A 20,393-nucleotide genomic window follows, 5' to 3' on the forward strand; every position below is an offset into this window, starting at 1 on the left:
CGTTAATGATGGAAGGGATCACCGATTCAAAGGGCTGGGATTGACCTTGTGAATGGGCGCTCTAGCGATGACGTCCTTGGCCAACGCATCGACCTGAGTCATGAGCGCCTGCGCGTCCCAGTCCGTTGGCCATCCCTGCCACAACCGTAACTGCCCTTGCACAACCACCGCCTGGATCTGGTCCCGGTTGACGAGGCGAACCAGCTCCCACGACAGATCCCAAGAAGGCAGCAATTCGGGAACAGCCAGATCGACCAGCAGGAAGTCCGCTGATAGACCCGTTGCGATGCGTCCGGTCACGCCACCTAGACCGAGTACCTTGGCGCCGCCTTGCGTGCCCGCATCCAACCAGACCTGACCAGAACCGCAAACCGAGTCCCCGACGGCAAGGCCATGAGCGAAGCGCTGTGCTGCTTCGGCGTAATCGAGCAAGCGGAATCCATCGCTCCGGGTCCCGTCTGTGCCGAGTCCTAACGGCACGTTCAGGCTGTGCATCATCAGGGCCTACGCGACAGCGTTGCCCTTCCATGCGCTAGCGACAGGGTTGTAGCTAACCGCCGCGCCGCTATCCCTCAGCAGGGACAGCTCCGAAGGCGTAAGCAGCGTGGCATGAGCCAACAAAGCCTGCGGGCCTAAAGCGCCTGCTTTGTACAGTTGTTCCAACGGACGCAGACCAAAGCGCTCGAGGGACCGCTCCACTGCAACCAGATGCTCATTGACATGGCTTTGAAACACGCGCCCTGCTTCTGCACATAGCCCATACACGCGCTTCAACATGTCATCCGTAGCAATTTCCGGGATCGGGACGGCCAGTGACGGAACGATCAGCGGGTCGCTGTCCCATGCAGATAGATGCCGCTCGGCATCGGCAAGAACAGGAGCGGAATCAAGGACGTCCTCGCCGCGGCGGTCACTGCAAACCCTTGCCAGAACACAACGGATGCCCGCTTCCTTCGCAGCCTTGGCGATAGCTTCCAACCCCTCCTGCGCACGTGTCCCCGCATCGCAAACCGTTGTGAAGCCTCCACGCAGAGCCTCAAGAGCAGCCAGTTTTGACGTGAGGTAGAGCAGCTCAGCGTTCAGGCTGCCTTCCAGCGGCACCCAGATGCGCTTGAAGATTTCGGAAGGCTCCCCGAACACGAGTCCTTTACCGAAGCTCTGGCTCAGGTGGTGATGCGTATCGACAAACCCAGGCATCAGTAACTGACGCTCCAGGCGCAGTACCGGTAAACCCGGATAACGACCTTGCAGCAACGCCAGGGGACCTACATCGGTAAAACACCCGTCGGTCACCAACACGGCGTGGCCTTGGCGGGGGCCCTCAGGCAGCAATAGCCACTCCGGCGCGAGCAATTGATTGGGAGCCATTAATTGCTCCTGGTTCGGTAGATGTTCTTTCGCCGGTTTCATATCAGTCCTTAAGATTCATAGTTGCGTGTTGCCAGTGAAGTGCTTGTCACGAATAGCGCGGTAACCAAACCTTTGAGCGAGCGGGCCTACGGCCAAGCATCAGGCGCTTCTAGCTCGGGCGTAGAGGCAGGCGGAGCTATTCCGAAGCGGAAGATTTATTAGGGTCAGCGGGGGCCATCGCTACCTCTGCCTCGGCTGTTTTAGCTGGAGAGGAGCTGCTGCCCATGTGGTGGAAAAGGATGTTCACGAGCACGGCCGTCAGGGTTCCCATGGCCAAGCCATTGCCCAGAACAACCTAGAAGTGAGAGGGAAACGCGCTGTAGAAGCCAGGCACAACAATCGGTATCAGGCCCATGGCCAACGCTGATGCAAGCGTGAACAAATTGCCGTTGGTGTTGAAATCAACCCTGCGCAGGATGTTGATCCCCATCACCCCGATGATGGCGAAGACGATTACGGCAGTGCCGGCGACCACAGCGTTGGGCACGGCGTAGGCTAGCCTGGCGAGCGGGACGAAAAGCGCCATCACCGTGAGCATGCAGCCTGCCATGACAGTGACATAGCGGGAGCGAGCACCTGTTGCTCGGATGATTCCGATGTTTTCGCCACTGGTAATGATCAAGGAGGTGCCGAAACAGCCGCCGAATACCGACCCCAACGCGTCGGCGCGGATGTTCTTCGGAACGATCGAGCGGTGGTCGCCATGTCGGCCTACGATCTCAGCGGTGGCCATGGTCTGACCCGTCGCTTCGGTCATCGAAACCACACTAAAGATGATCAACGGAAGCGAAGCGAAAATATCGAATTTGGGCATCCCAAACGGAAACGCCTCGGGCAACGCGAACATGGCCCCGGTCATCACGTTTTCAACCGTCATACTTCCCGTCGCTACTGCAACCAAAGCGCCTGCGAGCAAACCGAGCATGACCGCAATGCGCTGCCACATGCCTGTAAAAACGCGCGCAAAGAGCACGGTAAATCCGATTGTCGCCAGCGCTAAGGCAATGCTCGTCATGTTGGCAAAGTCGGGCGAACCCGGGCGGCCCGTGATTAGGCTGCCGAAGATGCGGATCAGATTCACGGCTACCAGCAACAGCATGGTGCCGATCACGATAGGCGGGAAGAACCTCAGCGCCCTGGTAAAAAAGGGCAACGCCAGAAAGTAGAACAACCCGGTCATGATGACGGCACCGGTGGCGGTCTGTAGGTCAGTGGCTTGGGCAATACCTAGAAAAATCACCAAAGGTGCTCCGCCGGGCACCTGTACGAAGGGAAGCCGGGCTCCGAAGCCGGCCACACCGGTGGATTGGAGGATGGTCCCCAGGCCACAGGCTAAGAAAATGGCGCTCATGAGACTGATGGTTACATCATCAGAAAGCCCCAACGTGTGACCGATCAAAAAGGCCGCCGTGATTGGCGCCGCTGCCATAACCAAAACGTGTTGCAGGCCGAAAATGATGAGGGTCCGTATAGGAAGTCTCTCGTCCACTGGATCTAAGCTTTTTTCAAAAGGCGTCTGGGTCGTTCTCATAGCAGCTGTCCTTTTATTTTTGTGTTCGGTAGCTCACTGGGAGCGGCATAGCCGCCTCTATGAGCGAACCCTAGTAGCCTCGACTGTTCTGGTCTATAACAATATTTCGGCTGCTTTGTTGCCGATTCAGCAACAGTCATAAAAGGTCAGGACGATGAATTTGTTGATGTCGGGGCTTCGTTATTTCGAAGAGCTAGCGCGTCAGGGATCGCTACGAAAGGCCGAGGAGCGGCTGCATGTGGCAGCTTCAGCCATTAATCGCCAGATTTTGAAATTGGAGGATGAGCTTGGTGTGCCGTTATTCGAACGACTTCCGCGTGGCCTGAGACTTTCACCGGCTGGTGAGCTGCTGCTTCAACAAGTGCGACAATGGCAGCGAGATGAACGGCGACTCTTGGAGCAACTCGGGGAGATCAAGGGCGCCGGGTGTGCGGAAGTCAGGATCGCTACCGTGGAGTCGTTAACTGACCAGATGCTGCCCGACATCCTATTCAAGTTCCATGAGCGGTTCCCGCGTGTGCGCTCGATACTTGCCACCGGTATGACAGAAACCATTCTGGAGCAGGTGCTGATTGGCGACGCAGACATCGGTATCTGCATCAACCCACCAATAACCCGCAGGGTCCGGTTTATCGAACAGGTCGGGCTGGAGTTCGGTGCGGTCATGGCGCCCAACCATCCACTGGCTGAAAAGCAGACTGTTTGGTTACGCGACTTCAGTTCTTATCCCACAATCCTGCCGGGAGCCGAGATGTTCCACGGCTCGACGCTCGAACAGGTGTTGGCGCGTTCAGATGTCGACCTTAGCTCTTTATCGGCATGCAACCGGATCCTGAGCATCAAATCCTTGGTTCGGTCAGGACTGGGGGTGGCGTTTCTCAATCGGCTGGATATCGCTCGCGAGCTTGCTCGGGAAGAGCTGGTGTTCAAACCACTCGCCGATGGCCACATTGCGAAGGCTCAGCTGACATTGTGCTGCCATGCCGAGCGCGAAATGCCGCTGGCCGTAACAGTGCTGATAGAGCAGCTGCGAGAAGCAATGCTTTCTATCGAACCGGCCGCCGTTGAGGGTCGTATAAATCAAAATTTGGTGCTTCGGTAGAAGAAGCACTGCAGAAATGGATCAGCGCAGCGCAATATTCTGTTCATGCCGGCAAGGCACGTAGCGGCGCTATTTGGGTCGCGTCCAGGCAGAAGCGTTTTTATTCAGCCCCGGCCAAAAACAGCCACTGGCGGCCTGCATGCGAAGGCTGGTCAGAAGCATTAACCAACCAAGCAGCGGCTGCGTTCCGGCATACACTTCTCCAACCGCCCTCTCCTCGTCAGGCTCTGAAGAGACGCTCTTACATATGCAATTCGAAACCTGGCTTGTCTTTCTGGCGACATCGGTAGGCCTGTCGTTGTCGCCGGGGCCCAATGGTCTGCTCGCCCTCACTCATGGCGCCATGCATGGCAGCCGCAAAACTTGCTTTACCATCCTCGGTGGCGCGCTGGGCTTCGTGCTGATCATCGCGCTGTGCATGTTTGGCATCGGGGCCTTGATTCAGTCCTCTATCCATTGGCTGACGGCTTTGAAATGGATCGGTGGACTTTATCTTGTCTGGCTCGGTATCCAGGTTTGGCGTTCGCCTGCAATCTCTGTCTCCCTCGGCGCATATGCCGAGGCGAAAGGCTGGTTGCTGTTTCGTCAGGGCCTGCTCTCTGCCGCAACCAATCCCAAGGTCCTACTCTTCTTCAGTGCCTTTCTACCCCAATTCATCGATCCTCAGCGCAGCATGGTGCAACAGTTTGTCGTGGTAGCCGCGACCTTCGCGGCTACCGAGATCATCACCGAGTTCGCGCTGGCGAGCGGGGCGCACAGGGTCCGGCCATTGCTGGCCCGTGTTGGGCGGCGCTTCAACCAGGCCTGCGGGGGAATCTTCGTCGTGATCGGTGCCGCCCTGCCCCTTCGCATGTAAGGACGGTCCACCGGCTCCAGTCGGGCAGGAGATTCATCAACTAACGCGGCAATAAATCTCGCATTCGTTTAGCAGAATTTGCACAAGCACCAATACTGGTCATCCGCGAGGTGCACGAGCGAGCGGGCGCATCATCGGTGCCGACGGGAATTCTTCGCAAAATTCCGAACCTTTGACTCAGAGGAGAAGCAGCATGGACCGATTCACTGGCGGTTGCCTTTGCGGGAATGTCCGAATTGTGGCGTCGGGGCGCCCGTACCGGGTCGGCCTTTGCCACTGTCTCGATTGCCGCAAGCATCACGGCGCCGTCTTCTTTGCTGCCGCAGTGTTCCCTCAGGACGCGGTGACGATCGAAGGCGAAACACGCGATTACGCTGGACGGTTTTTCTGCCCTCGCTGCGGCTCGTCCGTTTTCGCGCGTACCGCGGACGAAATCGAGGTGAACCTTGGATCCCTGGATGCCCCTGACCAACTGATGCCCACCTATGAGAGCTGGACGGTCCGTCGCGAGTCCTGGTTGCCGTTGTTTCCTCTCACCAGACGGTATGAGCACGACCGTGACGCCACGGGCCGCTTTGAGGACTAGGTGGCCTCCGGCAAACCACCGTCTTCGGAGACGAGCCTTGTGATAGTCATCAAGGAGTCGCTCCATCGTGGCCCCGGTCGCTGCTGTGAAAAAATGCCCATCACGTAACCGCGGGCACAACCACCGGCGCACGCTTGCGTTGGTCAGCCCTTTTGCCAAGCTCCCAGCCCAGATACCCCCACAGCAGCGCACAGAGCGCGCCGATCAACGCAACCAGGCCCACGCCCTGACCGAGCATGTCCAATGCACTTTTGGCCCAACCACTGATGGCGTCGCCGGCGCGATAGACGACGGTGTCGATGACGTTCTTCGCCTTGTACTTGCTCTCGGCGTCGAGCGGCGCGAAGAGCATTTCCCGCCCCGGACGAACGAATGCGTACTCACCGATGCGGCGCACGATCATCAGCGCCACGAGCAAGCCAAAGCTGGGCGCGAGCGCGAGCCCGATGAAACCTGCACAGACGAGTAGCGGTACCAGCGCTAGCAGCACGCCCACCCCTAGCCGCTGGGCGACACGCCCGGTGATGAACAACTGAGACAGCAGTGCGCCTGCCTGGACCACCAGATCGATGGTGCCGAATACGCGAACCTGCGCCTCGCGGTTCGGAAAGTGCTCGGCCACCAGACGCGCCTGCTCGAAGTAGAGAAAAGTGGTGACGGTGGCCAACAGCACCACGAAGCCTGCGATGCCGAGCAGATAGGGCGATTTCATTACGGCGGTCAGCCCGCTGAACGGGTTTCCGCGCAAGGGCCGGCGCGTGCTTTCGGTAGGTACCGCACCGCGGCGGCCAGCGCCGCCCTCCTCCCGCCAGCGCATCAGTACACGCTTGAGCACCATGGCAATGCCGAGCAGCACGGCTGCCAGCAACATCAGCCCGGACTCGCCCAACGGCCCGATCAGCAAGGCGCTAAGAGCCGGTCCAGCCAGCCCGCCGACACTGGCGCCGGCGGCAATGAAGGCGAACAGGCGCTTGGCCTGATCGCCGTCGAATACATCGGCCATCAGGCTCCAGGCCACCGACACCACGAACAGGTTGTAAACCGATATCCACACGTAGAAGACGCGAGCCATCCAGGGGCTTTCCGCCTGCATGCCAAACAGCACCGCGAAGACCAGCAGGTTCACGCAGAAGAAGCCGTACACCCAGTCGATGAAGTGCAAACGTGGCACGTGGGAGCTGAGCCAGGCGAACAGCGGCACGGCCGCCAGCATGACAAAAAAGGTGGCAGTGAACAGCCATTGCAGATTCTCCACGCCGGCCGAGATACCCATGGACTCGCGAATCGGGCGCAGCATGAAGTAACCCGCGAACAGACAGACGAACAGCAGGAAGCCATGTAGCGCAGGGCGCAGTTCGTGATTTTCGGCATTGAGAATGACGCTTAAACGGTGCATCAAAGAGGACGCGTTCATGGGCGCTCCTGAAAGATCGGTGGTTGCAGGCACGGAGCTTCCCCGTGCCCGCGGCGTTCAGGGATAGATCACACCAGTGAGTCGCTCCGATACCTGCCACAGCTCGGCCGCATCGGAGTCGGCTGCCGCCTGGGGCATCCGGGCGAAACCCTGCGGTCCGCGCTTCTCGTCCTCGCCAGTAGGCCCGTAATAACCGCCACCGAGCGCATCAGGGGCTGTAGCGGCATACAACGTCGACAGGGCGCCCTGCGCGGCGGAGTGGTACTCGTCGCGGTCTTGCGCCCATTGCTTGCCGAATTCGCTGTTCAGCCCAGGGCCGCGTGCGATCAGCTCGGTGACGGCGACGCCTGGGTGCGCGGCGATGCTGCGGATGCCCCAGCCGGCGGCATCGCTGCGCCGCTGTAGTTCGAGAGCCCACGTGAGCACGGCCAGCTTGGACTGCGCGTAGGTGGCGTAAGGGTTGTAGTCCCGTTCGGCCTGCAGATCAGCGAAGTTCAGGCGGCCCCGCGCGCTGGCGATGCTCGACAGGCTAACCACTCGCGGGTCCTCGCTTTCGCGCAGCATGGGTAACAGCAAGCCAGTAAGGGCGAAATGCCCGAGATAGTTTGTCGCCAGCTGCAGCTCATAACCGTCAGCGGACGTGCCGCGAGTCGGCGGGGCCATGATGGCGGCGTTGTTGATCAGCACGTCGAGCCGCGAGAGTCGTGTCTGCAAGCGGCTAGCCAGGCTGCGTACGGACGCCAGATCAGCCAGATCCACGGCTTCGAACTGCACGCGGGCATCGGGTACCGCCTGCTGGATGCTCGCGATCGCTTCCTGGCCACGCTCGGGGTTGCGCGCGGCGATGATCACTTCGGCGCCAGCGCGTGAAAGCGCCAGCGCATCCTCATAACCCATACCGCTGGTACCGCCCGTGATCAGAACGATGCGGCCCTGCTGGCTGGGGATATCGCTGGCCGACCAGTCGGGCTTTGGCGCGGCACGGTTCGTGGCCTCTGCGGCAAGAGCCCCTGCCAACGCGACGCCTGCGATCAACGCGCGGGCCATCTGTAAAACACGGTAAGGCCTGCTCGCCTTGTTCGTCGAATGGGTAGATAGGTTCCACATAGCTAAATCCTCTTCTCGTCTTTGGATGTCCGGTGCGTCCGGACGAGAAGGGATTATTGGTGTACGGATATCCGAGGATAAGCCGGATATTCATGGATGCCCCGTACGGTCTGGCGTACAGTTCGGGCACATTGAGGAGCTGCCATGCGCCAACCCAACCTGACTGATGTCGCGCTGTTCGCCGCTGTGGTGGAAGCCGGCGGATTTCGCGCTGCGGCACAGAAGCGCGGCCTCTCGGCCTCATCGCTGAGCGACTGCATGCGCCGGCTGGAAAGTGACGTAGGCCTGCGCCTGCTGAACCGCACCACACGCAGCGTCACGCCAACTGCCGCAGGCGAGCGGCTGCTTGAGCGACTGCGTCCGGCACTGCAGCAAATCGACGCCGCTTTCAATGACCTGGACGACGAGGCACATCGCCCCGTCGGAACGTTGAAGTTGAACGTGCCGGTGCCGGTGGCGCGCTTCCTATTGCCTGACCTGCTGGCACGCTTCCTCAAGCTCTATCCCGGCGTCAGTGTCGAGGTGGTGATGGATAACACCTTCATCGACGTGAACGCTGGTGGGTATGACGCTGGGGTGCGTTATGAGGAAAGCCTGGCCAAGGACACCATCGCCGTGCCCATCGGGCCGCGCCGACAACGCTTCGTCGCCGCTGCGGCCCCCACCTATCTGGCGGCGCGCGGCACGCCCCGTCATCCCGAGGAGCTGGACGGCCACGAGCTGCTGGGCCATCGCTTCGAAAGCGGAAAGGTGGGTGTATTCGAGTTCGAGAAAGACGGGCGCATCCTGCGTATTCCACCGCGCGGGCAACTGCTGACGTCATCGCATGATCTGAAGACCCGCTCGGCCATCAACGGCCTTGGGATCATCTACACCTTTGAGGATTTCCTGCGCGAGCCGCTCGCCGATGGACGCCTGGTGCCCATACTCGAGGATTGGTGGCAGCACTTCGACGGCCCCTACCTCTACTACCATGGGCGTCGCCATATGCCCTTACCGCTCCGGGCCTTCGTCGACTTCATCAAGGCGGAGGCGCTCGAAAGCGCACCCGCCGCGCCCGACCGGCTACTGTAGCGGCCCCATCCGAGCCGATTGAAAAGCGAACGGCAGCCGAAGCCGGCTGCCGTCAATGCGATCACTCGGCGGTGCTGAGCACACCGCGCTGGATCTGATCTCGCTCGATGGATTCGAACAGCGCCTTGAAGTTGCCCTCGCCGAAGCCGCTGTCGCCTTTGCGCTGAATGAACTCGAAGAACACCGGGCCCAGCAGCGTGCCGGAAAATATCTGCAGCAGCAGGCGCTGCTCGCCATTCTCCGAAGCACCGTCGAGCAGAATGCCGCGCGACTTCAACTCCTCGACCGGTTCGCCATGATTCGGCAGCCGTCCTTCGAGCATTTCGTAATAGGTCTCTGGCGGTGCGGTCATGAATACCGTGCCGCTGGCCTTGAGCTTGTCCCAGGTCTGGATCAGGTCATCGGTAAGGAAGGCCACATGCTGGATGCCCTCGCCGTTGAACTGCATGAGGAATTCCTCGATCTGCCCCGCACCCTTCGATGATTCCTCGTTGAGCGGGATGCGGATCATGCCGTCCGGCGCGGTCATGGCCTTGGAGGTCAGGCCGGTGTACTCACCCTTGATGTCGAAATAGCGGATCTCGCGGAAGTTGAACAGCTTCTCGTAGAAGTCCGCCCAGTAAGCCATGCGGCCGCGGTACACGTTGTGGGTCAGGTGATCGATGATCTTCAGGCCGGCACCGACCGGATGACGATCGACACCTTCCAGGAACACGAAATCGATGTCATAGATCGAGCTGCCTTCGCCGAAGCGGTCGATCAGATACAGCGGCGCGCCACCGATGCCCTTGATCGCCGGCAAGTGCAGCTCCATCGGCCCGGTAGGCAATTCGATGGCTTGAGCACCCAGTTCCAGCGCGCGGGCGTAAGCCTTTTGCGCATCTTTCACGCGGAAGGCCATGCCGCACACCGACGGGCCATGCTCGGCAGCGAAATAAGCCGCAACGCCCTTGGGCTCGCGGTTGACGATGGCGTTGATTTCGCCCTGGCGGTACAGCGCCACGTCCTTCGAACGGTGGTTAGCGACGTGGGAGAAGCCCATGCTTTCCAGCACTGGCTCGATGACGTTCGGGGTGGGCGAGGCGAATTCGATGAACTCGAAGCCCATGAGGCCCATGGGGTTTTCAAATAGGTCGGCCATGATTGGCTCCTTGACTGGCTGTGCATTGATAAAGGCTGACGTGAGGGCAACGTCAGCCCGGCGGCGCACAGGAAATCCCGCGGACACTACGCCCGAGGTGGTCGCCCAAGGTCAGTCGAAAGCCAAGCGTCTTCATATTTGCGGCGTATCCGGTTGAACATCTGGATGAGCCCGCTGAAAGGCCGGATGCGCGAGCGCCAGGCGCTCGACGCGCAGGATGCGAGGCATGGCGCTCAGGTCGACATCGAAACGTCGTGCCGCATAGAGCTGCGGCAGCAGATACACATCGGCCATACCGGGCTCGCCGAAGCAGTAGCCTTCGTCGCCGATCAGAGCTTCGACCGCCTTGAGGCCCTCGCCTATCCAATGGCCGATCCACGCCAGCACATCTTCTTCGGCAATCTGCAATCCGCGCAGGCGATTGAGCACCGCGACGTTGTGCAGCGGATGGATATCGCAACCGATCAGCGCAGCCACAGCCCGATGCCGTGCACGCGCCATGATGTCTTGGGGCAGCAGTGCCGGTTCTGGATAGCGCTCTTCCAAATATTCGAGGATCGCTGGAGACTGAATCACCCGCTCGCCCTCGTCGGTGCGGAGCGTCGGCACCCTACCCTGCGGATTGAGCGCGAGATAGCCCGACTGGCGATGCTCGCCGCCGTCACGGATCAGGTTGACCGGCACCGCGCGATAATCCAGGCCCTTCAGCGCAAGCGCAATACGCACCCGGTAGGACGACGTAGAGCGGTAGTAGGTGTGTAGTTCCATTTCGAGGCCACGCTGTTTGCAAGGTCGCGCTTCATTTTCAGAGCGCATTATTATTTTTGCGTAATTAAATTACGTTTAGTGGAATCTGCTTCAGTCGACTCTGACTGTCAAGCCTTCCCCCTCCTGTCCGCCGCTGTTTCAGCCCTGCGTCGGTAGAGATGCAGGCAGAGTCTGATCAGCGGTGGCGTGAGCAGCACAACGGCGAGCAACCGCAGCGTCTGCAACGCCGCCACCAGACCGACATCGCCGCCCGCCTCCATGGCGATGATCGACAACGAATCCAGGCCACCCGGGCTGGTCGCAAGAAACACCGACAAGTAGTCACGCTCCAGCAAAGCCGCGAACATCCAGGCCGAGGTGGCGCAAAGCGCGACCAGCAACAGCGCGGCCGCGAGCATCATCGGCAACTTGCGCATTACATAAACAAGCGTATTGCGGTCGAAACGCAACCCGACGTAACCGCCAATCAACGCATAAGCCACCGCCATCAGCGTGCCAGGCAAGGTGATCTGAAACGCGCCACTCAGCTGAGCCAATACACCGAGCATGAGCGGACAGAGCATCAAGCCGGCCGGCACACGCAATCCCAGCACGACGCCCACCAGCACCAACGCCAGGCTGAGCGCCACATCCCGCAGGTGCGTTGGCAGCGTCGGCGGAACCGATGGGACCTGCGCGACCAAATCCGGCGCGGACGCCAACTGATGCCCGAGCAGCGCGCTGATGGCGATCACACAAATCAGCCGCACGTACTGCATGGTGGCGACAAGGCGCGGATCGGCTCCGTAGGTTTCCGACATCGACATCATCACTGGCGCGGCACCCGGTGCCGTACCCCACAATGCGCTGCTTGGCGGAAGCCGGCCGAGCCAAATGAGTGCCAGCCCCGCAATCAGACTCAACAACACGGTGAGCACCGCGGCAGCGAGCATCAGCGGCCAATCCTGCAACAATGACGCCAGTACGCCGAGCGTGATCGACTGCGCCACCAGCGCGCCGACCAGGCCGATGGAAAACTGGTAAGCCCGCAGCGGCACCTGCGCCGCGCAGCCCATCACGCCGAAAGCGATCCCCGCGAACATCGGCCCGAGGAAGAACGCCGCCGGCAATTCGATCAACCGAAACAGCCCTCCCAGCGCCCCGGCACAAAGGATCAGCGCCAGCCACTGGATCGACAGCGGACGCGACGTCAGCCAAACCCTGACGTGCATCAATCGTTGGTCCAAGGCGTAGGGGTCGCATGGCGATCAAGTGTCATCACGTCGGGTTCATCATGCTCTGCGGCAACATCGTCGCCAGCTGCGGGAACGCCATCACCAGCGCCAGACTGAGCAGCATGAGCACCACGAAGGGCAACGAGCCACGGATGATCGGCCCCATCGGCGACTGGGTAACGGCCTTGATGGTGAACAAATTCATGCCCACCGGCGGTGTGATCATCGCCACTTCGAGGTTGATCACCAGCAGCACGCCGTACCAGATCGGATCGATGCCTAGGTGCGCCATCACCGGCATGATCACCGGCGAGGTGATGAGGATGATCGCGATCGACTCGAGGAACATGCCCAGCACGAAGATCATCACCATCATCGCGATGATGAAGCCCAGTGCTCCCATATCCATTTTGGTGACCATCTCGACGATCTGCTGAGGCACCATCAGTTTGGTCAGTGCATAGCTGAACACTGCTGCCGAGGCGAGGATCATGAACAGCATCGCCGAGGTGCGGGCGGCGTCCTTAGCGCACTCCCAAACATCACGCAAACCGAAGCTGCGGTAAACCAGGGCGGCAATCGCCAGAGCCAGCAAGGCGCCCGCAGCGGCGGCCTCGGTGGCGGTGAACACGCCCGCGTACATGCCGCCAAGCACCAGCGCGGGCAATGTGATCGCCCAACCGGACTTACGGATCGCGACGAGCATTTCACCGGTGCTGGCACGCTTTTCACGCTGCGCGCCGCGCTGACGAAACATGCAATAGACGCAGAAGATTACGGCCAGCAGGAAGCCGGGCAGCACACCGGCCATGAACAGGCCGCTGATTGACGTGTCGGTCGCCACGCCGTAGAGAATCATCGGCCCGGACGGCGGGATCAGAATGCCCAGGGTGCCACCTGCGGCGACCAGTCCGTAGGCGATCTTCGGGTCGTAGCCATAACGGATCATCTGCGGAATCGCCACCGCACCGATGGTCAGCGCTGTCGCCACACTGGAGCCGGAAATCGCTGAAAAGATCATGCAAGCAATGATGGTGGCGATGCCGACACCGCCCGGCAGGTGCCGTGTCAGGGTGTACGCCGTGCTGTAAAGGTCATCGACGATGCGCCCGCGAATCATCACATGGGCCATGTAGGCGAACAGTGGAATAGCGACCAGCACATACATACCGGTCTTGGCGAAGACGATATCGGAGACGATGTCCAGCCCGCCCGGCTCACCGAGCAGCAGCAGACCGCCGAACAGCGACAGCCCGGCGAAGATCGGCAAGCCGGTGAGCAGCAGCAGGATCAACCCCACCAACAACAGAGAAATGGCGAGCATCAGTGCTTTTCCTCTTGGTTGACGACGAAGGCCGAGGCACCACAGGCCAGGCGCAACAGGCTGTCGATGGCGGCGAGCGCCAGCAGAAAGCCGCCCAGCGGAATTAACAACTGCAGTTGGTACATCGGCAATTCCAGATAGCCCTGGGTCACCATCCCGATGGATTTGGAGAACATCGCCGTCCGCCAGCCGTTGACGATCAGGAACACGGATAACACCAGCACCACGGACATCGACCAGACCTGCGCCCAATGTTGCACGCGCGGGCTCATCATTTCGGTTACCAGATCGACCCCGATATGGCGGCCTTCACGCAGCGCGCAGGCGGCGCCGAACATGACGATGCCGACCACCAGAAAGCCCACCACCTCGTCGATCCACAGCGAGGGCTGCCCAACGAAATAACGCACTACGATCGAGTAGCCGATCAGTACCAACGCGACCAGCACGCAAATGGCGGAGAGCGCCATCGCAAAGGTGAACAGCCCGGCCACCGCTGTGCTGAAGATTCGGCAGAACGCCGGGGGATTGATCTCGTTCATCTGGCTGCTCAGATAGACTTGCTTGGTATTCATGGCTCACCTCGGCACGCATGGCAACAAAGGCGAGAGCCGGGCGCCGCGAGCCAACCACGCGCCACCCGTCCCCCACACAACCGGTCAGAGTTGCTTGACCAACTCGATCAGTTTTTCACCGTCCTTGGTGGTCTTCTTGAATTCCTCCACGACGGGCGGCTGCATGATCGACACCAGATCCTGGAGCTGCGGTCCGGAAACGACCGTCACCTCCATGCCCGCCTCCTTGAGCTTGGCTACACCCTCGGGATCGACCTCGTCGCTCTCGGGCAACAGCTGCCGCTCGGCCGTCTGCACAGACTTCTCGATGCCCGCCTGGACATCGGCCGGCAGAGAGGCCCACCAGCGTGGATTGACGATCAGGTTCTGCCACACGGTGATCAGCGGCGTCGCCACGGCGTATTTCTGCACCTCGTAATAACGCCGTGCATGGATGGCGCTGGCACTGCTAGCGCCCGCGTCGATCACACCGGTCTGCAGACCTTGGTAAACCTCGGAACCGGGCATGGTCGACGGCGCCGCGCCCAGAGCGATGAAGCCGACATCGCTGAGGCGACTCAGGCCGCGGATCTTCACACCCTGAAAGTCAGCCGGGACGAGCAGCGGATGCTTCTGCGAAGTAAAAGTGATGTTGTTGGCATCCAGCAGCCAGCCGATGTTGAGCACACCTTTTTTCTGCAGCTTGCCGTTCAGCAAGGTTTCGGCGGGCGAGCCGTAGAAATTCTCGATCTGGGCGCGCGTCGTCATCAGGCCTGGGATGCTGAACACCTGCACTTCCGGCACGGTGCCACCCCACAGCAGGCTCACCACCGAGGCCGCCTCAACCTGGCCGCGGGCAACAGCGGCGTGGTTCTGGGTGGCCTTGAACAGTTGTTCACCGCCGAATATCTGCACCTCGACCTGATCGTTGGTGTTGGTCTTCACGTCTTCGGCGAATTGCTCGAGCGCCTTGGCGACATGGTGGGACGCCGGCAGCTGATGGCTCAGGCGCATCGTGTAGTCGGCTGCCTGGGCCTGGGACAATGCCGTACCGGAGAACAGGACGGCTAACGCAAGGGCTGTCTTTTTCATGGTGGTCTCTTCTTGTAATTCTGTTTATTGGCGGGCCGATGGGTGACGCCCCGCCGTGCGTGCTCGTTGGGACGACAGGGTCATTCCAGCTTCATGGCGTCGCGGGCGAATACGAAACGGCCGTCATAGTGCCGCGCCATTTCGGTCTGCATGTTTTCCACCGAATCGGTCCACTTGAGGATGTGTGTCAGCACCAAAAGCTTCGGCTGAGCCTGTTCTGCGATCTTTGCGACCTGTTCGATCGAGGCGTGCTGGTTGCGGTGATAGTCCGCGCGCTGAGGTCGCTTCGGGTCGGTGCTGGCCTGCAGGCCCGCTTCGCTGTAAACCTCGTGGATCAGGTAATCGGCATTCTTCGCCTGGGCCGCGACGCGTTCGTCATAAGTGGTGTCACCGGAAATCACCGTCACCTTGTCCGGTGTGGTGACCTTGTAGCCGTACGCCGGCTCGATGTCGCCATGATCCACCAGGAAGGCTTCCACCTTCACTTCGCCATCGTCATAAACCACACCAGGTTCGGTGATCTCGCTGACTATCGGAGTCGGATCAGTGATTCTTCCGGCGCCTCCGACAACCGATTTCTGGCGAATCCCGGTGTCCTGTCCGTAGGCTTTGATGATGTGCTCGGCAAGCGTACGAGTGCCGACCGGGCCATAGACCTGCAGCTGCTTCTCCCGCAACCACCACAGATTCAACGCCACCGAGGCGAAGCCCAGCGTGTGGTCGCTGTGCATATGCGTGATGAACAGATGCTGAATGTTGCGCGGTGCCAGATTCTTCTCGCCCTCTTCGGCGAGCTTGATCAGACGGTTTGAAACCGACGACCCGACATCGAACAGAAACGACCGGCCATCGTAGACCACAGCGACGGATGCGCCGGCGCGGTCCGATTCAGGTACGGGGGTCCCGGTACCTACGGTATATACGCGAGTACCGCTCGCTTCATCTTGTTCTGCTGCGACGACGGGCACCGCAACGAGGGACCCCACGACAACCGCCAGCAAGCATTCTTTTATGATTTTCATAGTGAGTTCCAAGTACGCAATGGCATGAACGCGGCCTTTCTCATCTTCAGAATTTGAAGGCATACCCGATAATCACGCGGTTCTCGTCGTTACTGCGGGTGTAGTTGGTGCGATTGGAGGCATTTCTCCAACGCAGGCTGACGTCCTTCATCGGTCCGCTTTGCACCACGTAAGTGATATCGGTGGTGCGCTCCCATTCGCGCCCTTCTTCACCGGCCGCACGCAGTGCAGCGGCTTGTGGCGTGGCGATGTTTTCGGGGTCGACCTCGTCACCCTTGACGTAACGCAGGGTAAACGTCAGCCCGGGAACGCCGATGGCGGCGAAGTTGTAGTCATAGCGTGCATGCAGCGCCCGCTCATTCGCCTGGGCGAACAGGCTGGTGTTCTGCTGGGCAAAAAGATAGGTATCAGCGCCGTTAAGTAGAGGGAACGGGCTGTCACCCCAGAGTTTCTGGTAGCCGCCGCTGATGCGGTGTCCGCCCGTTTGGTAACCGAACAGGGTGCTGAGTGCGCGGTTATCCACCTCACCCACGCGCTCGGCGCCCGTTTCCGAGGCGTTGAAGTAGCGAAGCTCAACGAACACCGAGCTGTCCTCGCTCAATGGCTGGGTATGTTTGAATCCCAGGTATTGCCGTCCGTAGAGGTCCTTCAGCTCACTGGCATGCAGACTCAGCTTCGTTTGCGGCGTCACCGCAAAGTCGACACCGCCGTAGGTGTAGCTGTCGCTGGTGACCGAATCGTCGTACGCGCCAAACTGGCTCATGGTCGTCAGGTCAACGGACTCGTCCGAATCGCGCTGTTTGACTTTGCGTACCTGCCCAAGATGAAAGGTGAACTTATCCAGATCGTTCGAGAAAAGCTGCGCGCCCGTGAAAATCTGCGGGAACAGACGGCTATTGTTCGATAGCAGCAACGGCAGGGTTGGACTGAGTCCGCCCAAGCGCATTTCGGTCTCGCCTATCTTGGCCTTGGCGGTAGCGGAGAGCTTTGAATATTCGTCCTCGGCGCGGCCATCGGAACCGCGCTCCAACAGCCCGCTACCGGCGCGATCCGGGCTGGAGTCGAGCTTGATGCCGAGCATTCCCAGGGCATCGACGCCAAAGCCGATGGGGCCTTCGGTATAACCGGATTCGAGCTTGAGGATGAACCCTTGGGCCCATTCCTCACGTTTGTTCTGTCCCGCGCCGTCGCGGAAATCACGACTGAAGTAGAAATTCTGGGTGGCCAGACTGCCTTTCGCATCGCCAATGAAATCGGCAAAGGCGGACGGCGCGGCGACCATTGCTGAGAGCACCAAGGTACCGGTAGGTAGAGACACTTTTCTTATCATTGTTGTGTAACCCGTTTTTATTATTGGTTCGTCCCGAAGGACGCATTGCCTGCTCTCAACGCAACGAGAGCAGCCCTGCATGCCTGGCAGCCAGGCCCGCTTATTTCAGTCGATGCGCAGCAGCCCGTTCTTGTGTCGCTGCGCACGGGCGACGTATTCCTTGGCATTGAGGCGAAACGCAGCGGCGGCTTCTTCGGTCAGCTCGCGCACGACCTTGGCCGGCGCGCCGAGAATCAACGAGTTATCGGGAAATTCCTTGTTCTCGGTCACCACCGCCCCAGCACCGACCACGCAGTTGCGGCCGATCTTGGCGCCGTTGAGCACCACCGCCTGGATGCCGATCAGGCTGCCCTCACCCACCGTGCAGCCGTGCAGCATGGCCTGGTGGCCGATGGTCACGTCGCTGCCGATACGCATCGGATAGCCCGGATCGGTGTGCAGCACCGCGCCTTCCTGAACGTTGCTGCCGCCGCCGATCTCGATCAGCTCGTTGTCACCGCGCAGCACCGCCTGGGACCAGACGCTGGCCCCCTCGCCCAGCGCGACCTTGCCGATCACCGTGGCATCCTCGGCCACGTAAACGCTGTCGTGGATTTCAGGCCGCTGGCCTTCGAATTGGTAAATCGCCATGTCTCTCTCCTTGCCTTCTCGGCGGTAGTCATTCGCCGCGGAACACGCCGGCCTGCTGCAGTTCGTCGATCTGCGCGTCGCCATAACCCAGGCTGAGCAGAATTTCGCGGGTGTTTTCGCCGATGCGCGGGATGGAGCGGCGCGGCCCCAGGCGCTGGCCGTCGAGGGAGACGGGCAACAGCGGCATATCGGTGTAAGAGCCGTCTTCGATCTGAAGCTTCGCCAGCCCGCCGCTTTCGATCAGATGCGGGTCGTCGAACAGTTCTTCCGGCTTACGAATCGGTGCGAAGGGAATGCCGTTGGCTTCCAGTTGCGGCACTAGCGTCTGTGCATCAAGGGTGGCGAAGACTTCGCCTAGATGCGCCAGCAGCCGCGGGCGCTGCAGCACGCGGTCGTTGTTGGTGGCCAGGCTCTGGTCATCGAGCAAAGCCTGCTGGCCGATCAGATTGCACAGCGCTCGCCACTGGCCATCTCCAGTGGCCGCGACGAACATCTGCTCGCCCCCGGCGAAGGTGAACACGTCGTAGATCGACCAGGCGCTGATGCGGTTGGGCATCGGCGCCGCCGCTTCGCCGGTGACCACGTACTGCTGCATGTGCTGCGCGGCTAGCAGTACGCAGTTTTCATAAAGCGCGCTCTGCACTTCACGACCCAGCCCGGTGCGCTGGCGTTCGTTGAGCGCGGCAAGAATGCCGATGGCGCCGAACATGCCGCCCATGATGTCGTTGACCGAACTGCCGGCGCGCAAGGGTCGTCCGACCGGACCGGTCATGTAGGCCAGGCCGGCCATCATCTGCACCACTTCGTCGAGGGCCAGGCGCTTGTCGTAAGGGCCGGCGAGAAAGCCCTTGAGGCTGGTGTAAATGATCTTCGGATTACGCGCCTTGACTGCCTGGTAGCCGAAGCCGAGGGAATCCATCCGACCAGGCTTGAAGTTCTCGATGAACACATCGGCGCTGTCGAGCAGCTTCAGAACCGCGTCCTTGCCGGCCGGTGTGTCGACATCAACTGCAATGCTCTGCTTGTTGCGGTTGAAGGTGCGGAAGAACCCGGCGCCAGCGCCCAGCAGGCGCCGGGTGCCGTCGCCCTTGGTGGGCTCGATCTTGATCACCTCGGCGCCTAGGTCGCCCAGGATCATTCCGCAGGTGGGGCCCATGACCATGTGGGAAATTTCGACAACACGAATCCCGTCAAGTGGAAGACTCGACATTTCTTTACTCCAGCAGTGAAAGCGCGATCAGGCGGCAGGCGGCGCCACGAAGTTTTTCGGCAGACCGGCGCGGGCGATGTAGCCGTACAGGGCTTCCCCGGGCAATGCGGCCTCGAGCACCGCGCGCGACTCGATCAGCCGTTGCAGGTCGATGCCGGTCTCGAAACCCATGCTTTGCAGCATGAACACCATGTCTTCAGTGACGGTATTGCCCGAAGCGCCCGGCGCGAACGGGCAGCCGCCGAGTCCGGCGAGCGAGGCATCGAGTTCGCCGATGCCGTGCTGCACGGCGACCAGGCTGTTGGCCAGCGCCAACCCGCGGGTATCGTGGAAATGCGCGGCTTGCAGCTTGTCGCCGGCAATGGCTCGAACGGCGTTGATGGTTTCACCTACCTGTCCCGGCGTCGCGTAACCGGTGGTATCGCCCAGCGAAACCTGATCGCAACCGGTTTCCAGTACCAGACGAACCAGCTCGCAAAGATCGGTAAGCGGCACCTCGCCCTGGCGGGTGCAGCCGAAGGCGGTGGACATACCGGCGACCATCACCACCTTACGCCCCGAACTGCTGCGCAAATCGCACATGCGGCCGAATTCCTCGACCATTTCCTGCGGGCTGCGACGTACATTGGCGAGGCTGTGGGCGGCGCTGACCGAAATCGGCGCGACGATGCGGTGCGCGCCGCTGGCCAAGGCGTTCTCGACACCCCGCAGATTGGGCGCGAGGACGGTAACGTTGAGATCGGAATAACTGAGTGCGTGCGCCACCACTTCGTTGGCGTCGGCCATCTGTGGCAGCAGCTTGGCCGGCACGAAGGAGGCAACCTCCATGTGACGAACGCCAGCGGCGTAGGCCGCATCGATCCACTTGCATTTGTCGACGGTGGGCATGATGCGCTGGAGGCTTTGCAAGCCATCCCGCAAACCCACCTCATTGATGATTATTTTTATCATGAGGTCTCTCGCAAGGGCATGTCGCTTGAGGGAGAGACTAAGAAGCCAGCCGCGCCGCGAAAAGACGTTATTCAAGT

At 60.7% G+C, this 20,393-nt stretch carries 18 protein-coding genes and 1 pseudogene; 4 read left to right on the forward strand and 15 right to left on the reverse strand.

Going from position 1 to position 20,393, the window contains the following annotated elements; all coding sequences use genetic code 11:
* Positions 1 to 18: 18 nt before the first annotated feature.
* Together NA645_RS13755 and NA645_RS13760 are read right to left on the reverse strand one after the other, a co-directional pair.
* Positions 19 to 1,410: pseudogene (locus NA645_RS13755) on the reverse strand (amidohydrolase family protein).
* A 295-nt stretch (positions 1,411 to 1,705) separates the two neighbouring features.
* Positions 1,706 to 2,941: a uracil-xanthine permease family protein gene (locus NA645_RS13760; RefSeq protein WP_256049337.1), complete on the reverse strand. Its 1,236-nt coding sequence runs from the start codon at positions 2,939 to 2,941 to the stop codon at positions 1,706 to 1,708.
* Positions 2,942 to 3,095: 154 nt separating this feature from the next.
* On the opposite strand from NA645_RS13760, the gene NA645_RS13765 reads away from it, so the two are divergent.
* From NA645_RS13765 to NA645_RS13775, 3 genes are all read left to right on the forward strand, one after another.
* Complete coding sequence (locus NA645_RS13765; RefSeq protein ID WP_256049338.1) at positions 3,096 to 4,043, forward strand: LysR family transcriptional regulator; 948 nt, start codon at positions 3,096 to 3,098, stop codon at positions 4,041 to 4,043.
* 247 nt (positions 4,044 to 4,290) lie between these two features.
* Positions 4,291 to 4,899 (forward strand): LysE family translocator, encoded by a 609-nt coding sequence (locus NA645_RS13770; RefSeq protein ID WP_256049339.1) that lies wholly within the window; start codon positions 4,291 to 4,293, stop codon positions 4,897 to 4,899.
* 193 nt (positions 4,900 to 5,092) lie between these two features.
* Positions 5,093 to 5,485 carry a GFA family protein gene (locus tag NA645_RS13775; RefSeq protein WP_256049340.1) on the forward strand — a complete coding sequence of 131 codons (393 nt, stop codon included), beginning with the start codon at positions 5,093 to 5,095 and terminating at the stop codon, positions 5,483 to 5,485.
* 100 nt (positions 5,486 to 5,585) lie between these two features.
* Here NA645_RS13775 and NA645_RS13780 read toward each other — a convergent pair whose 3' ends face one another.
* Positions 5,586 to 6,899 carry an NTP/NDP exchange transporter gene (locus NA645_RS13780; protein WP_256049341.1) on the reverse strand — a complete coding sequence of 438 codons (1,314 nt, stop codon included), beginning with the start codon at positions 6,897 to 6,899 and terminating at the stop codon, positions 5,586 to 5,588.
* A 57-nt stretch (positions 6,900 to 6,956) separates the two neighbouring features.
* On the reverse strand, positions 6,957 to 8,006 hold the full coding sequence (locus NA645_RS13785) for an oxidoreductase (RefSeq protein WP_256049342.1): 1,050 nt from the start codon (positions 8,004 to 8,006) through the stop codon (positions 6,957 to 6,959).
* 144 nt (positions 8,007 to 8,150) lie between these two features.
* On the opposite strand from NA645_RS13785, the gene NA645_RS13790 reads away from it, so the two are divergent.
* Complete coding sequence (locus NA645_RS13790) at positions 8,151 to 9,080, forward strand: LysR family transcriptional regulator (RefSeq protein WP_256049343.1); 930 nt, start codon at positions 8,151 to 8,153, stop codon at positions 9,078 to 9,080.
* A gap of 61 nt (positions 9,081 to 9,141) precedes the next feature.
* On the opposite strand, the gene hppD is transcribed toward NA645_RS13790, so the two are convergent.
* The 11 genes from hppD to NA645_RS13845 form a co-directional block, all read right to left on the reverse strand.
* Positions 9,142 to 10,221: a 4-hydroxyphenylpyruvate dioxygenase gene (hppD, locus tag NA645_RS13795; RefSeq protein ID WP_256049344.1), complete on the reverse strand. Its 1,080-nt coding sequence runs from the start codon at positions 10,219 to 10,221 to the stop codon at positions 9,142 to 9,144.
* Between the two features lie 132 nt (positions 10,222 to 10,353).
* On the reverse strand, positions 10,354 to 10,989 hold the full coding sequence (gene maiA / locus NA645_RS13800; protein WP_256049345.1) for a maleylacetoacetate isomerase: 636 nt from the start codon (positions 10,987 to 10,989) through the stop codon (positions 10,354 to 10,356).
* 107 nt (positions 10,990 to 11,096) lie between these two features.
* On the reverse strand, positions 11,097 to 12,200 hold the full coding sequence (locus NA645_RS13805) for an AbrB family transcriptional regulator (RefSeq protein ID WP_256049347.1): 1,104 nt from the start codon (positions 12,198 to 12,200) through the stop codon (positions 11,097 to 11,099).
* A 46-nt stretch (positions 12,201 to 12,246) separates the two neighbouring features.
* Positions 12,247 to 13,527: a TRAP transporter large permease gene (locus tag NA645_RS13810; protein WP_256049348.1), complete on the reverse strand. Its 1,281-nt coding sequence runs from the start codon at positions 13,525 to 13,527 to the stop codon at positions 12,247 to 12,249.
* A complete protein-coding gene (locus NA645_RS13815) occupies positions 13,527 to 14,102 on the reverse strand; it encodes a TRAP transporter small permease (RefSeq protein ID WP_256049349.1) in 576 nt (191 codons plus the stop codon). Before NA645_RS13815 ends, NA645_RS13810 begins: the two co-directional genes overlap by 1 nt.
* 84 nt (positions 14,103 to 14,186) lie before the next feature.
* Positions 14,187 to 15,173, reverse strand: a complete 987-nt coding sequence (gene dctP, locus NA645_RS13820; RefSeq protein WP_256049350.1) for a TRAP transporter substrate-binding protein DctP — start codon at positions 15,171 to 15,173, stop codon at positions 14,187 to 14,189.
* 80 nt (positions 15,174 to 15,253) lie between these two features.
* Entirely contained in the window at positions 15,254 to 16,195 is a 942-nt protein-coding gene (locus NA645_RS13825) for an MBL fold metallo-hydrolase (RefSeq protein ID WP_256049351.1), read from the reverse strand.
* A 46-nt stretch (positions 16,196 to 16,241) separates the two neighbouring features.
* Positions 16,242 to 17,525 carry an OprD family porin gene (locus NA645_RS13830; RefSeq protein WP_423836582.1) on the reverse strand — a complete coding sequence of 428 codons (1,284 nt, stop codon included), beginning with the start codon at positions 17,523 to 17,525 and terminating at the stop codon, positions 16,242 to 16,244.
* Between the two features lie 105 nt (positions 17,526 to 17,630).
* Complete coding sequence (locus NA645_RS13835; protein WP_256049352.1) at positions 17,631 to 18,155, reverse strand: gamma carbonic anhydrase family protein; 525 nt, start codon at positions 18,153 to 18,155, stop codon at positions 17,631 to 17,633.
* A gap of 28 nt (positions 18,156 to 18,183) precedes the next feature.
* On the reverse strand, positions 18,184 to 19,365 hold the full coding sequence (locus tag NA645_RS13840) for a CaiB/BaiF CoA transferase family protein (protein WP_256049353.1): 1,182 nt from the start codon (positions 19,363 to 19,365) through the stop codon (positions 18,184 to 18,186).
* 27 nt (positions 19,366 to 19,392) lie between these two features.
* Positions 19,393 to 20,316, reverse strand: a complete 924-nt coding sequence (locus NA645_RS13845) for a hydroxymethylglutaryl-CoA lyase (RefSeq protein WP_256049354.1) — start codon at positions 20,314 to 20,316, stop codon at positions 19,393 to 19,395.
* Positions 20,317 to 20,393 lie beyond the last annotated feature (77 nt).

The organism is Stutzerimonas stutzeri (assembly GCF_024448955.1).
In the GTDB taxonomy this organism is placed as follows: Bacteria; Pseudomonadota; Gammaproteobacteria; order Pseudomonadales; family Pseudomonadaceae; genus Stutzerimonas; species Stutzerimonas stutzeri_AQ.

What these genes read in the sequence shown, in the direction of transcription:
- NA645_RS13780 (WP_256049341.1), bottom strand. Translation starts at nt 6,899, where the DNA reads ATGAACGCGTCCTCTTTGATGCACCGTTTAAGCGTCATTCTCAATGCC.
- NA645_RS13840 (WP_256049353.1), bottom strand. Translation starts at nt 19,365, where the DNA reads ATGTCGAGTCTTCCACTTGACGGGATTCGTGTTGTCGAAATTTCCCAC.
- dctP (WP_256049350.1), bottom strand. Translation starts at nt 15,173, where the DNA reads ATGAAAAAGACAGCCCTTGCGTTAGCCGTCCTGTTCTCCGGTACGGCA.
- NA645_RS13830 (WP_423836582.1), bottom strand. Translation starts at nt 17,525, where the DNA reads ATGATAAGAAAAGTGTCTCTACCTACCGGTACCTTGGTGCTCTCAGCA.
- NA645_RS13810 (WP_256049348.1), bottom strand. Translation starts at nt 13,527, where the DNA reads ATGCTCGCCATTTCTCTGTTGTTGGTGGGGTTGATCCTGCTGCTGCTC.
- hppD (WP_256049344.1), bottom strand. Translation starts at nt 10,221, where the DNA reads ATGGCCGACCTATTTGAAAACCCCATGGGCCTCATGGGCTTCGAGTTC.
- NA645_RS13835 (WP_256049352.1), bottom strand. Translation starts at nt 18,155, where the DNA reads ATGGCGATTTACCAATTCGAAGGCCAGCGGCCTGAAATCCACGACAGC.
- NA645_RS13790 (WP_256049343.1), top strand. Translation starts at nt 8,151, where the DNA reads ATGCGCCAACCCAACCTGACTGATGTCGCGCTGTTCGCCGCTGTGGTG.
- NA645_RS13805 (WP_256049347.1), bottom strand. Translation starts at nt 12,200, where the DNA reads ATGCACGTCAGGGTTTGGCTGACGTCGCGTCCGCTGTCGATCCAGTGG.
- NA645_RS13770 (WP_256049339.1), top strand. Translation starts at nt 4,291, where the DNA reads ATGCAATTCGAAACCTGGCTTGTCTTTCTGGCGACATCGGTAGGCCTG.
- maiA (WP_256049345.1), bottom strand. Translation starts at nt 10,989, where the DNA reads ATGGAACTACACACCTACTACCGCTCTACGTCGTCCTACCGGGTGCGT.
- NA645_RS13765 (WP_256049338.1), top strand. Translation starts at nt 3,096, where the DNA reads ATGAATTTGTTGATGTCGGGGCTTCGTTATTTCGAAGAGCTAGCGCGT.
- NA645_RS13825 (WP_256049351.1), bottom strand. Translation starts at nt 16,195, where the DNA reads ATGAAAATCATAAAAGAATGCTTGCTGGCGGTTGTCGTGGGGTCCCTC.
- NA645_RS13760 (WP_256049337.1), bottom strand. Translation starts at nt 2,941, where the DNA reads ATGAGAACGACCCAGACGCCTTTTGAAAAAAGCTTAGATCCAGTGGAC.
- NA645_RS13775 (WP_256049340.1), top strand. Translation starts at nt 5,093, where the DNA reads ATGGACCGATTCACTGGCGGTTGCCTTTGCGGGAATGTCCGAATTGTG.
- NA645_RS13845 (WP_256049354.1), bottom strand. Translation starts at nt 20,316, where the DNA reads ATGATAAAAATAATCATCAATGAGGTGGGTTTGCGGGATGGCTTGCAA.
- NA645_RS13815 (WP_256049349.1), bottom strand. Translation starts at nt 14,102, where the DNA reads ATGAATACCAAGCAAGTCTATCTGAGCAGCCAGATGAACGAGATCAAT.
- NA645_RS13785 (WP_256049342.1), bottom strand. Translation starts at nt 8,006, where the DNA reads ATGTGGAACCTATCTACCCATTCGACGAACAAGGCGAGCAGGCCTTAC.